This window comes from Acinetobacter sp. UC24323 (assembly GCF_024151445.1).
Lineage (GTDB): Bacteria > Pseudomonadota > Gammaproteobacteria > Pseudomonadales > Moraxellaceae > Acinetobacter > Acinetobacter baumannii.
On the sequence record NZ_JAHIBY010000020.1, the window covers coordinates 21,699 to 33,821 of the forward strand.

The 12,123-nt window shown below is 37.0% G+C and carries 11 protein-coding genes and 1 rRNA gene; 1 reads left to right on the forward strand and 11 read right to left on the reverse strand.

The annotated features are described in order from the left end of the window. Positions 1 to 5: 5 nt before the first annotated feature. The 3 genes from KNQ97_RS18545 to KNQ97_RS18555 form a co-directional block, all read right to left on the reverse strand. Complete coding sequence (locus KNQ97_RS18545) at positions 6 to 1,193, reverse strand: hypothetical protein (protein WP_021511114.1); 1,188 nt, start codon at positions 1,191 to 1,193, stop codon at positions 6 to 8. A 44-nt stretch (positions 1,194 to 1,237) separates the two neighbouring features. Beyond that, the gene (locus KNQ97_RS18550) at positions 1,238 to 2,071 is read right to left on the reverse strand and encodes a C39 family peptidase (protein WP_002015438.1); all 834 of its coding nucleotides are present in this window, start codon (positions 2,069 to 2,071) and stop codon (positions 1,238 to 1,240) included. Positions 2,072 to 2,368: 297 nt separating this feature from the next. Continuing rightward, complete coding sequence (locus KNQ97_RS18555; protein ID WP_031966833.1) at positions 2,369 to 3,217, reverse strand: DUF6160 family protein; 849 nt, start codon at positions 3,215 to 3,217, stop codon at positions 2,369 to 2,371. Positions 3,218 to 3,568: 351 nt separating this feature from the next. Between KNQ97_RS18555 and KNQ97_RS18560 the strand changes: the two genes are divergently transcribed. Beyond that, positions 3,569 to 4,924, forward strand: coding sequence for an anthranilate synthase component I family protein (locus KNQ97_RS18560; protein ID WP_031959504.1), 1,356 nt, complete (start codon positions 3,569 to 3,571; stop codon positions 4,922 to 4,924). A 3-nt stretch (positions 4,925 to 4,927) separates the two neighbouring features. Here KNQ97_RS18560 and hisC read toward each other — a convergent pair whose 3' ends face one another. The 8 genes from hisC to rrf all read right to left on the reverse strand — a co-directional run. Further along, positions 4,928 to 6,013 (reverse strand): histidinol-phosphate transaminase, encoded by a 1,086-nt coding sequence (hisC, locus tag KNQ97_RS18565; protein ID WP_106440189.1) that lies wholly within the window; start codon positions 6,011 to 6,013, stop codon positions 4,928 to 4,930. 69 nt (positions 6,014 to 6,082) lie between these two features. Continuing rightward, on the reverse strand, positions 6,083 to 7,372 hold the full coding sequence (gene hisD, locus KNQ97_RS18570; RefSeq protein WP_001253729.1) for a histidinol dehydrogenase: 1,290 nt from the start codon (positions 7,370 to 7,372) through the stop codon (positions 6,083 to 6,085). A gap of 105 nt (positions 7,373 to 7,477) precedes the next feature. Next, complete coding sequence (gene hisG, locus KNQ97_RS18575) at positions 7,478 to 8,161, reverse strand: ATP phosphoribosyltransferase (protein WP_001000724.1); 684 nt, start codon at positions 8,159 to 8,161, stop codon at positions 7,478 to 7,480. After that, positions 8,161 to 9,417, reverse strand: coding sequence for a UDP-N-acetylglucosamine 1-carboxyvinyltransferase (gene murA, locus KNQ97_RS18580; protein ID WP_000357156.1), 1,257 nt, complete (start codon positions 9,415 to 9,417; stop codon positions 8,161 to 8,163). Before murA ends, hisG begins: the two co-directional genes overlap by 1 nt. A 6-nt stretch (positions 9,418 to 9,423) precedes the next feature. Continuing rightward, positions 9,424 to 9,675: a BolA family iron metabolism protein IbaG gene (gene ibaG / locus KNQ97_RS18585; RefSeq protein ID WP_001083680.1), complete on the reverse strand. Its 252-nt coding sequence runs from the start codon at positions 9,673 to 9,675 to the stop codon at positions 9,424 to 9,426. A 138-nt stretch (positions 9,676 to 9,813) separates the two neighbouring features. After that, positions 9,814 to 10,152: a ribosome-associated translation inhibitor RaiA gene (gene raiA, locus KNQ97_RS18590; protein ID WP_001167461.1), complete on the reverse strand. Its 339-nt coding sequence runs from the start codon at positions 10,150 to 10,152 to the stop codon at positions 9,814 to 9,816. 168 nt (positions 10,153 to 10,320) lie between these two features. After that, positions 10,321 to 11,769: an RNA polymerase factor sigma-54 gene (locus KNQ97_RS18595; protein WP_000778202.1), complete on the reverse strand. Its 1,449-nt coding sequence runs from the start codon at positions 11,767 to 11,769 to the stop codon at positions 10,321 to 10,323. A gap of 251 nt (positions 11,770 to 12,020) precedes the next feature. After that, positions 12,021 to 12,123 (reverse strand): 5S ribosomal RNA (rrf, locus tag KNQ97_RS18600); the annotation flags it as partial.

Sequence of the window (12,123 nt, forward strand, 5' to 3'; positions counted from 1 at the left end):
TCTCCTTATTTTTGTTTTTTATTAAAACCTAAAATATCTAACGGGAATGACAGACCAAGTGAAATATCTGGTGCATCTTCAGTTAAACCAATACCAACCGTACCGTTAACGATCGTTTCAGGCGAAACACGAACACCCAATGCGAAAGATAACATTGCACTACTTTGATCAGGTGATTTATAGCTTTCTCCATTTTCAAACTGGAATTCAGCATCCATATTAAAGCTCTGCTGATATGACATGGTTAAAGACACGTCATAGTTAAATGAGTAAGCAAAGCCAAATGAGAAACCACCACTAATTCCTGGATCAAAAGATTCTAAAGTACGATTATTACCACGTACCTGATTTAAACCAGACTCCTTAAAACCATAATTGGCAGAGGCAGAAGCGAAGAGAACGACTGGATCAATATATTTACGGGTACTGGCCCCTACACCAACCGAGTAATAACCTTTACCCGTTGATAGCTCATCTAAACCAATCTCATAAGGGCTATCCCCTGTTTTTGTAGAGACACTACCAAAAAGAACCAAGGGTAAACGGCCTTGTTTTAAAGGAAATGGTTCCCAACGCGCACCAAGTGAAATATCACCCAATCCTGCAGTTGTTGTATCTCGAATAATTTCAGACTTTGCTACAAAAGGAAGAGTTGCGGATAAAGTTAAGTTATCCAATACCCCATATTGAAAAGTAAAACTATTCGTTAATGTATGGTTTGCATCTTCTTCAACACGTAAACGATTAAGCTGAGATGAATTATCTGCTAAAGCCAAATCAATTCGAGTATCGCGATAATAGGTATAATCGAGATCATAATAAGAAGAAATTACGCCCTTCTTAATCAAAGAGTATTGACGTTCATTTGAAGTAAATACCTCTTGTAAATTTGTCTCTTGAGTTGCATCACCTTCTTTCTTCTGTAGGGCGTTAGCAGCTTGATTTGCCCCGCTATTATTTTCAGATACATTCTCTGTAGAAGGTGTTTCAGAAGCTTGTGTTCCCGCATCTGTACCAACAGAAGAAGAATTTGTTGCTTCAGCAGCTAGAGAATTTACCTCGACTCCTGCATCCGTGCTCTGATTCGATAATTCTACCTGTGTTTGTTGTACCTGATCTTCGGCATAAATTGTCCCTGTAATGGCGCTCATACTTAAAGCCAACACACTCATATTTATCCATCGATTATTCATGTTTTTCCTACCCAATTTATTTATTTTACTAACTTTAAATTTGACTATTTACGTTTGTAATAAAGCCGCATATAGGTTTCTATCGGCTGTCCATAAGTCGCAGAATGATTATCGTTATCCAAGACACGTCTCATAGTTGAAGCTTTGTTTGCTAAACGATCATAATTAAACGCCGGATATTGCACATCAACAAAAGCATATCTATTGACCGTTGCGTCTTCCACATGGCGCATATCTGCATCTTTTAACGCCAATAAGTCTTTACGCTGTGATTCAGGAACAGAAATAACAAATAAAGTATTATTATCCCAAATTTCTTTAAAACGTCCCTCATCAAAACTGATATTCCCTAAAGCAGGGTCAGCTACGTATACTCGTCCATCTTTATAAGCTTTATATACGACAAAATGTTTAAAACCAGCATATGAAATAGGCACAATTGCTGGCTGCCCCAGTTTGACTAAATCAGAAAAGTCACCTCGATAACCACCGCTTTCTAAACCAATTGCTGTGACAAAGCGCTTCATATCAAGTAATGAGAAACTTCGACGCTCAATAATACGTTGATATTCGCCATACTGAAGCAAACCACTCATTGTTTGCTGTTCAGTTAAGCTCGTTCCAACATAGCCGTTTAATAAAGTCGTAAGTGCAGCAGATCCACAACTATAATCGTAGGCTTGTCGGACAATGCCACGAAATTGGTCTTCGACAGCTGGTTTTATGGTAACTGGTTCAATATGGTTTCGATGAAATGATAAATTACGTGAATCGGCAGTCTCTGTATAATAAACAGTTCCCGGCGGCTTTTTTTCTATTTCGAAGGCTTCTGTCGCAAAGTAATACATCAATGCTGAGCCTAAAACTATCTCTAACATAAGCACTTGGTCTAAATGGTGGCCTACCGGCCTTATTCATTTTATTCTTAGAGCAATAGCTCTACATCCCTGTGTGTTGAAGATACCTTTTTTTTTTGTAAAAAACAGCTTTTTTTTAATCTTTTTGATGAATGCATAGTTTTACATTTATAAACTGATAATTAATTCTCATTTCAAATGTTTTATAATCTTTCTTATTATATAAGCTAATATTATTTAAACAGAAAAGCGTAGATATTAGTTTTATTAAGATAAATAAAAAAGCGCGTATAAACGCGCTTTTTATCAGCCTTTAAATTAGTGACCAGAAATAGTAATTGTAGAAGTTCCTACATTTAAACCTTGGATTTCTAAGTCACCAATTGAAGCATTACCCGCTGCACCTAGGTGTACGCCCTGTGCATAAACGTTCATACCTTGTGTACTGTTATTTTGGATACGTAAACCTGTAGGAACAACAGAAATGTTCGCATTTACCTCCAAGTCACCAGTTGTATTACCCGCACCACGAACCATTACTTTGTCTAGGACAATTTTACCCTTACCAGCAGCATCATTAATACCAAAGTTAGATAGTGTTAAGCCACCTTGCAAACTTGAATTTACTTTGATCATTGCACCTTGTGGTGTCGAACCTAACTGAACATTAGCTGAAATTGCGCCTAAAGATAAATCTAAGCCAGAAATAATTTCAGTTGGAGCTGTTTCAGTAATACCACGTACAGCAGTAGTCGTATTTAACGTACCAGAAGTACCTACACCAATTGAACCTACATGTACATCAACCGCACCTACTGTTGCTGCAACGTTTAAGAAAGCACCGTTTGAGCCTGAAGCACCATTTGTATCAATTACTAAATCTAAAAGATTACCTGTATCTTTTTGAGTTACCGTAACACCACTAATTGCGATTGAACCAGCAGTACCTGAAGCACCAGTGATATTTGTCGTATCAGCCAAACCATCATTGTCGTGTAAATATAATTTATCGATAGAAATACCACCTGAACCTAGAGCGATACCAATATTAATACCATCTTGACCTGTAGCAGCACTAAGCGCAGCATCATCCATTGATTGCATTGCCATTGCATTTGCACTGATAGCTAAAGAAGAAACTAAAGCAAGTTTAGTGAACATTTTCATTGAGCACTCTCCCAAGAGCATTTATTTTTTGACTTTAACCACTCTCACTGTCTCAAGTTGCATTTTTCTTTTATGGCAACCGAAACTTCCAATCCTTGAGTAGTTTTGCTTAGCAATTACTAAATTACAGCTACGTTAATTTTTGTTCAACTACTGTAATACATTTTTTGCCAATTACCCGACAAACGGTACGGTGTCTGACTAACCAAAAAGATTTATTACTACTCTGAAGGCTGAAGGATAATTCGGTTATTTTTTCCACGAAATGTTAGGGTCTTTTCACTCAACTGCCTGTTGAACTCTAACTTGTAGTAAACTATGCCACCTCTTCCAAACTCTCACATGTTTAAAATGTCTCATTTAAAGAAAAAAATCTCTTTAGAAAGCTATTACTCCGCTGCCGATATTTTAAATAAATTAGAAGAGTTAACTGGACTTGTATATCTTCAAGATGATAACAATCCTGTTATTGGTTTTTTGCCAAAAAATTATTTAATCACTCAAAATAACCAAAACTTTTTATTCACTAAAACTGATTTAAATAAATATAAGTTTTCATCTTATATAGAAAATCTTTTAGATTTTACACAATTCCAATCTCAAGAACTAAAAAATAGCAATAGAGAAAAAATAAGTTTTAAGGGTGGATATATTGGTTTTATTAGTTATGACTTTTCTGCACATCAATTTATAAATAATCAATCACATAAACAACCGTCTTTATTTATAGGTTCCTATTATTCTTTTATTAAAAAAATAAATAATGAATGGTATTTTTTTAGCGATGAAAATAATGCTTTTGAAATTTTTAACTATCTTTTAGCTCTACTCAATAAACCTTCTAGCAAACTACAAAAAAACAATTTTAAACTAGAACAAAATATTCATCCTCGCTGGTCTAAAAATACATACCTAACTGCTTTTCATAAAATACAAGAATATATTAAGGCAGGAGATTGTTATCAAATTAACCTTACTCAAGAATTCAAAGCGAATTTTACTGGTTCGTTATTAAATAAAGCAGATGAGCTATGGAATTTAACCAATGCACCATATTCTGGTTATTTAAAATTAACAGAATTTGAGTTATTAAGTTGCTCTCCTGAATTATTTATTGAATTTAATGTAGATAAGCAAATTAAAACCAGACCCATTAAAGGTACAATGCCTCGTTATGAGAATAAAGAGCAGGATTTACTTTCAAAACAAACTTTAAAAAATTCTAAAAAAGATCAAGCAGAAAATGTGATGATCGTTGATCTATTACGTAATGATTTGAGCATTTATGCCAATACAGGTTCGGTAAAAACAACAAAACTATTTGAAATTGAGAGCTTCAATCAAGTTCATCATATGGTGAGTGAGATTACGGCTACACTTAAAAATGATATTAATCCTATGCAGATGTTACTCACTGCTTTACCAGGAGGGTCAATTACAGGAGCTCCTAAAATTCGGGCAATGCAAATTATTGAAGAGCTAGAAGGCGCACCTCGGGGAGCATATTGCGGCACTTTAGGATATTTTAATTTCGATGGTACTGGACGCTGGAATATTTTAATTCGTAGTTTTCAACAATATCAAAACCAGCTCTCTATTTGGGCAGGCGGCGGTATTACTATTGCTTCAGAGGCTGAGGCTGAATATCAGGAAAGCCTTGATAAAATCTCTGCTATGCTGAACTTGATGAACAGCACAGCAGAATAAGTATTAAAGAATATCTTGCTTCAAAGTTTGAACTAAACGCGCGTTTTGCTCATCAGTTCCAACCGTGATACGTAAAAACTGATTAATGCGAGGCTTATTGAAGTAACGAACAATAATGCCCTGCTCACGTAATTTTTGTGCAAGTTGCCCAGCATCATGCTGTGAATGCGTAGCAAAAATAAAATTCGCTTTCGATGGCAAAACGTTAAAACCAAGTTCAGTTAAATCACGAACAAGTTTCTCTCGACTTGTTATAACTTTTTGACACTGCTCTTCAAAATAAGCCTGGTCTTCAAAAGAAGCTACCGCTGCTGCAATAGCAAAGCGATCAATTGGATATGAATTAAAACTATTTTTTACAGCCTCAAGTGCTGCAATCAAGTGTGACTGAGCAATCGCAAATCCGACTCGTAGGCCTGCTAAAGAACGAGACTTTGAAGTCGTTTGGCATACCACAAGATTTTCATAGCGATTTATCAAACTTACAGCTGACTCAGCACCAAAATCAACATACGCTTCATCAATCACAACTACGCGGTCCGGATTTGCCTGTAATACTTGTTCGATTTCTGCCAAGCTGAGCGCAATACTTGTTGGTGCATTTGGGTTGGTAATAATAACCCCACCATTTGGCTGAGTATAATCTTGCACATCAATTTCGAAATTCTCATCGAGAGGAATTTCTTTTGTTTTTGTGCCAAAAAATTGGCTATAAACTGGGTAGAAACTATAAGTGATGTCTGGATACAGGATTGGTTCATCCTGAAGAAAAAATGCTTTAAAGATATGAGCCAACACCTCATCAGAACCGTTACCTACAAAAACTTGAGATACATCAATATTCTGTTGTTTCGCAATTGCTTGCTTTAACGCTGTCGCATCCGGATCTGGATATAGACGTAGAGCATCGGCTTGTTCATGTAACACCGCTTGAACTGCTTCTACTACTTTTGGTGATGGTGGATACGGGTTTTCATTGGTATTTAACTTTAATAGATTCTGGATTTTAGGTTGTTCACCTGGCACATACGGCTCTAATTCACGAACCTCAGGACTCCAAAAACGCATTTGTGCTGTAGATACAGTCATAGTCTTATCTCAAAAAAGGGCTGAAAGTCAGCCCTGAATAATCATGAAAAACACTGATAGGCTTAAAACTTATTGATAACGATAACGCGCCGAGCGTGCATGGGCATCGAGATTTTCTTGAACAGCAAGTACATCAGCTGTTTTAGCCAAAGTCTTAACGCCATCTTTTGAACACATGATCAAACTAGAGCGCTTTTGAAAATCATATACACCAAGTGGCGAAGAGAAACGAGCTGTGCCAGATGTCGGTAATACGTGGTTTGGGCCAGCACAATAATCACCAATTGCTTCAGGTGTATAGCGACCCATAAAAATTGCCCCTGCATGGCGAATGTCTTGGCTCATCGCTTCGGCATCATCAAGACATAATTCCAAATGCTCTGGTGCAACTTGATTAATCAAATCAACTGCTTCAGCACGGTCTTTTACCAAAACTAATGCACCACGATTTTCAATCGATGTACGCGCAATCTCGGCTTTAGGCAATTCATTTAAATGTTTCTCAATTGCAGACTCTACTGCTTCTAATAATGCTTCATCTGGAGTAATGAAAATAGCTTGAGCTACTGTGTCATGTTCAGCCTGAGATAATACATCCATCGCTAACCATTCAGCATTATTCACACCTTCTGCATAAACTAATATTTCAGAAGGTCCAGCAATCATGTCGATACCCACCTGACCAAATACAGCACGTTTAGCAGCTGCCACAAATCGGTTTCCAGGACCCGTAATTTTATCAACACGTGGAACAGTTTGAGTACCATAAGCTAAAGCAGCAACAGCTTGTGCCCCACCAATGGTAAATACTCGGCTAACACCTGCTAGATAGGCGGCAGCTAAAACGAGTGAATTTAGTTCACCATTTGGCGCTGGCACAACCATAATAATTTCAGGTACACCGGCCACATGTGCTGGTACCGCATTCATAAGTACAGATGAAGGATAAGATGCAAGTCCGCCTGGTACATAAATACCAACACGGTCAAGTGGCGTCACTTTTTGTCCTAGGGTATTACCCAAATCATCTACATAAGTCCAGCTATCTTGTTTTTGAGCTTCATGAAAAGTACGAATACGATCAGCTGCAAGTTGCAGGGCTTCACGAATCTCTTGATTTAAACCATCAAAAGCAGCTTTAAGTTGTTGTTGAGACAATTCTAGATCGGAAAATTGATGCGCTGGATGTCGATCGAACTGTTGAGTAAGTTTTAAAACATGATCATCACCATACTGACGAACATCAGCAATAATTTGATCTACTGTTTGAACTAAATTAGGATCATTAACGGTTTCAAAAGCTAAAAGCTCAGCAAAAACCTGTTTAAAGTTCTGATCTTGAGTCGATAAACGTCGCATCAATTTACCCACAAGGCGAAAAAGAAAAACCAAGTTTACTCTTTTTCTAAGCTCTTGTGGGCATCATATCTACAACTATCGCAAAAGCATGATAGGAAATTACTTTTAACGTGATTGAACAGCTTGTTCAAGTTGGGAAATGATTGGGTTCAATAAAACCTGTTTACGCTTAAAGCTCGCTTTATTGACAATAAGGCGTGAAGATACTTTGCAAATTTCTTCCAATGGCTCAAGACCATTTGCTCGTAAAGTATTTCCAGTATCCACTACGTCAACAATATAATCGCCCAAACCAACTAATGGTGCTAACTCCATAGAACCATAAAGTTTAATAACATCCACCTGCTCGCCTAAGCTTGCATAATATTGACGTGTAAGATTGACATACTTAGTGGCAATTTTTAAACGACCTTTTGGGCGTTCCATTCCTACTTTACCAGCAGTCATTAATTTACATTTCGCAATCTGCAGGTCCAATAACTCATATACATGCTGAGCGCCATGTTCCATAAGTACATCTTTACCTGCTACACCTAAGTCAGCTGCACCATTCTCAACATAAGTTGGCACATCAGATGCACGTAAAATTAAAATACGAACCTGCTTATGTGTGGTTGGAAAAATTAACTTACGCGATTTTTCCGGGTCTTCAAGCAAGTTAATACCGGCTGTAGCAAGTAAAGGTAAAGTTTCTTTTAAAATACGTCCTTTACTCAGTGCCAAGGTCAAACCATGATCAAAATTACCCATTACGTTAAAATTAGGATCATCGTTTCTTACGTCATTCATTAACTTACTCGCTTAATTTTGGCACCTAAACCTTGAAGTTTTTCTTCGACATGCTCATAACCACGGTCAATATGGTAGATACGGTCAATTAATGTATCACCTTCAGCAACCAAAGCCGCTAAAACCAAAGAGAATGAAGCACGTAAATCTGTTGCCATTACAGGTGCTGCCTGTAATTTTTCAACACCAGTTACAACAGCATCATGGCCTTCGACCTGAATATTAGCACCCATACGTGATAATTCAGGAACGTGCATGAAACGATTTTCAAAAATGGTCTCAGAAATCGTTGCAAACCCGCGGCCAATTGCATTTACAGCCATAATTTGTGCTTGCATGTCGGTCGGAAATTCTGGGTGAGGTAGTGTTCTAAAACTTACTGCTTTAGGACGCTTACCCAACATATCCAATTCAATCCAGTCATCGCCACGGGTAACTTCAGCACCCATTTCTTCAAACTTATCTAAAACAGCCTCAAGCAATGAAGGATCTGTATGGGTGGTTTTTACACGTCCACCAGTAATCGCAGCAGCAGCTAAGTAAGAACCTGTTTCGATGCGGTCTGCAACAACTGCATATTCACAGCCATGTAGACTTTCTACACCAGTAACAACCAATGTATCCGTATCTAAACCTTCAATTTTTGCGCCCATTTTAATAAGCATTTGCGCAAGATCAGTAATTTCAGGTTCACGTGCAGCATTACGAATTGTGGTTACACCGTCTGCCAAAGCAGCTGCCATTAAAATATTTTCGGTACCACCAACAGTAACCATATCGAAAACCACTTCGCCGCCTTTCAGACGACCATCAACAGTGGCATGTACATAACCATTTTCAACTTCGATATGTGCACCCAATGCTTCTAGGGCCTTTAAGTGTTGATCTACTGGACGAGAGCCAATAGCACATCCACCAGGTAATGAAACCTTGGCATTTCCGTAACGCGCTAATAATGGTCCTAATACCAAAATTGATGCACGCATTGTTTTGACAAGCTCATAAGGAGCAAACTGGTTATCTAAAGTAGAAGTATCCGCCTTAACCGTGTCATTTTCATAACTAATTGTGACACCCAGTCCACCAATTAATTTCACCAAAGTATTTACATCTTTAAGATTTGGAACATTGGTTAATGTAATTGGAGAGTCAGCAAGAATCATTGCCGCAAGTAACGGTAAAGCCGCATTTTTAGCACCAGAAATGCGTACTTCCCCTTCGAGCTTAACACCGCCCGTGATTAAAAATTTATCCATTAATATTTAAGCTCCGAAAAGGCTTGCTTTGCGCCATTCATCTTTGGTCATCGCACGAATTGTTACGGCATGAACTTCGCCACTTGCAATATAAGTATTTAATGGTGCATAAACTGCTTGTTGGCGGGCAACAGTACGCTTACCTTCAAATTGATCATCCACAATACGGAGGTCAAATTTTCCAGCCTGTCCGCTCACCACTACTTCCGCCTCAGGAAAAGCTTCTTTTAAAATTTGAGTGAGCTGTTCACTATTCATTGCAAAGACCTCTGACACAACCTACGGTGTAAAACGAAGTATTTTACTATAACTTTTTCAAAGAATTCAGTACGTGTTTATATTTTATCAATAAAAAAGAGGCTATATTTCAAGCCTCTCTCAATTATTAAAAACTTATTAAATAGAAACAGCAACTTGAGAATACGTACATTGCATTTTCCGATATTTTAACAATTGTTTTTTTAATTTTTCAGTCAGTTTTTTTATTGAAGTATACATATCATCAGCTGTTGCTTGAGCAAACAGCTCAATTCCAGGTAATCGAACTATCGCTTCAGCCACATGATTAGAGCTACCTTTATGTGAACGCTTATCAATCTGATGATCTTTCGTTAATTTAATCTGCATACTATTCACCTGATCAAGATGTTTCGTTAACTGATTAAATTTTGCTTTAATATTTTCTTCTATAGCTGGTGTAATTGCTAAATGATGTCCACGAATCGTTATTTGCATAATTCTATCCCTCACCTTTTTGGGTTATATAAAGAAGAACTAAAACGATTTAATGCAATCTAAAAAGATGATTTGGGACAATTAAACCATTTTAGCTACTCCTCTTGGTGAAAATGAAATTTCATTATTTCGTCATAATGAATGAGTAGAATAGCCATACTTCAAAATTTAGATCAAGACTTTTCTCTCGGATGACGATGGAATATGTAACGATTCTCTATATTTTGCTACAGTCCTTCTAGCTACTTCTATTCCCTCCTCTTTCAATAAAGCAGCAATTGCATTATCAGACAAAGGTTTACGCGGATTTTCATTAGAAACTAACTTTTTAATCATTGCCCGAATTGCGGTAGAAGAAGCCTCACCTCCGGTGGTTGTCCCCACATGACTAGAAAAGAAGTATTTCAACTCAAAAAGTCCACGTGGAGTAAGCATATACTTATTTGTGGTAACGCGAGAAACGGTCGACTCATGTAATTCTACTTCTTCTGCAACATCCCTTAGTACTAAGGGTTTCATTGCTTCGGGACCTATTTCAAGAAATGCTTTTTGATGCTCAACAATACAAGTCGCAACTTTTAATAATGTTTTGTGCCGTTCATCAATACTTTTTATAAAATTTTTAGCCTCAAGCATTTGATTACGTAGGTATAAATTATCATCACTTTGATCTGCCCTACGAATCATACTCGAATAAAAAGAATTGATTCTTAATTTTGGCATCACATCAGGATTTAACTGAACTTGCCAATGCAAGTCCTTCTTGGCAACGACTACGTCAGGAATTTGATATTCTGATTCTTGCTTTTCAAAATCCATGCCTGGATAAGGCTTTAATGTTTTTAATAAATCAACTGCAAATTTTAATTGTTCTTTGGAAAGCCCGGTTTGCTTCAATAATTTATTAAGATCATTCGCAATCAGTAATTCGTAATATTGAAGTAGACTTCTAGCTTCTTTCAAATATTCAGTTTCTCTAGGCAAGAACTCCAACTGAACTTTTAAACATTCAGCTAAATTACGAGCTCCAATACCAATTGGATCAAGACGTTGAATATGTTTTAAGACTACTAAAACTTCGTCCTCTTCCACTTCCTCATCTATATCCATCTCACTTAATAAATGCTGTACTGCCAAAATAATCTCTTCTAATTCAGCATCCAGAAAACCTTTATCATCTAAAGCATCAACTATGCAATAAGCAATCAACTGATCTATTTTTGAAAAATGCAGTAAGTTCACTTGCTCCAAAATATGTTCTTTAAGCGTCAGGTGAACTTGGCGATTATCTTCACGCTCTTCGAACTCAGGAGTACCCAAAGCAGTGGATTGATGTGTATAAATGTCATCCCATTCAGTATCAACAGGCAAGTCATCAGGTAAGTGATCAGCATTCAACTCTGTTGTAAGATCATCAGTTTCTTTGTGTTCTAAAGTAGATAAACTTTCTGCTAGTGATTCATCTTCTACTTTTTCAAGTAATGGATTACTATCTAATTGAATTTGGATTTCTTGCTCTAATTCTAGGCTAGAAAGTTGTAGTAAACGGATTGCCTGCTGCAATTGAGGCGTTAACGATAATGAATTCGCAACTTTCAATCCAACAGATAATTTCATATATTTCTCTTTCCAAAAAACAAGCAAAAATCATGCCTATTAATTATTTATAGCATAGAGTTCTGATTTATCCTATACATTGACTCATCAATTCATGAGAAAAATAGAAATTTATTTATTAAAAACGATAGGATTTTTATTCTGTCTTATTCTTTAGTATCGATGATTCTTTGAAATAACTCTTTTCTGATTGCTTTCCTATATAAAAAAACACCCCAACCTCTTTTGAGATTGGGGTGTTTGGAATAATGAGCTGGCGATGACTTACTCTCACATGGGTAATCCCACACTACCATCAGCGCTAAGAGGTTTCACTTCTGAGTTCGGGAAGGGATCAGGTGGTTCACTCTTGCT

Bases quoted from the DNA above. Each gene is read 5' to 3' on its own strand.
- KNQ97_RS18545 (WP_021511114.1), bottom strand. From the start codon at position 1,193: ATGAATAATCGATGGATAAATATGAGTGTGTTGGCTTTAAGTATGAGC.
- KNQ97_RS18550 (WP_002015438.1), bottom strand. From the start codon at position 2,071: ATGTTAGAGATAGTTTTAGGCTCAGCATTGATGTATTACTTTGCGACA.
- KNQ97_RS18555 (WP_031966833.1), bottom strand. From the start codon at position 3,217: ATGAAAATGTTCACTAAACTTGCTTTAGTTTCTTCTTTAGCTATCAGT.
- KNQ97_RS18560 (WP_031959504.1), top strand. From the start codon at position 3,569: ATGTCTCATTTAAAGAAAAAAATCTCTTTAGAAAGCTATTACTCCGCT.
- hisC (WP_106440189.1), bottom strand. From the start codon at position 6,013: ATGACTGTATCTACAGCACAAATGCGTTTTTGGAGTCCTGAGGTTCGT.
- hisD (WP_001253729.1), bottom strand. From the start codon at position 7,372: ATGCGACGTTTATCGACTCAAGATCAGAACTTTAAACAGGTTTTTGCT.
- hisG (WP_001000724.1), bottom strand. From the start codon at position 8,161: ATGAATGACGTAAGAAACGATGATCCTAATTTTAACGTAATGGGTAAT.
- murA (WP_000357156.1), bottom strand. From the start codon at position 9,417: ATGGATAAATTTTTAATCACGGGCGGTGTTAAGCTCGAAGGGGAAGTA.
- ibaG (WP_001083680.1), bottom strand. From the start codon at position 9,675: ATGAATAGTGAACAGCTCACTCAAATTTTAAAAGAAGCTTTTCCTGAG.
- raiA (WP_001167461.1), bottom strand. From the start codon at position 10,152: ATGCAAATAACGATTCGTGGACATCATTTAGCAATTACACCAGCTATA.
- KNQ97_RS18595 (WP_000778202.1), bottom strand. From the start codon at position 11,769: ATGAAATTATCTGTTGGATTGAAAGTTGCGAATTCATTATCGTTAACG.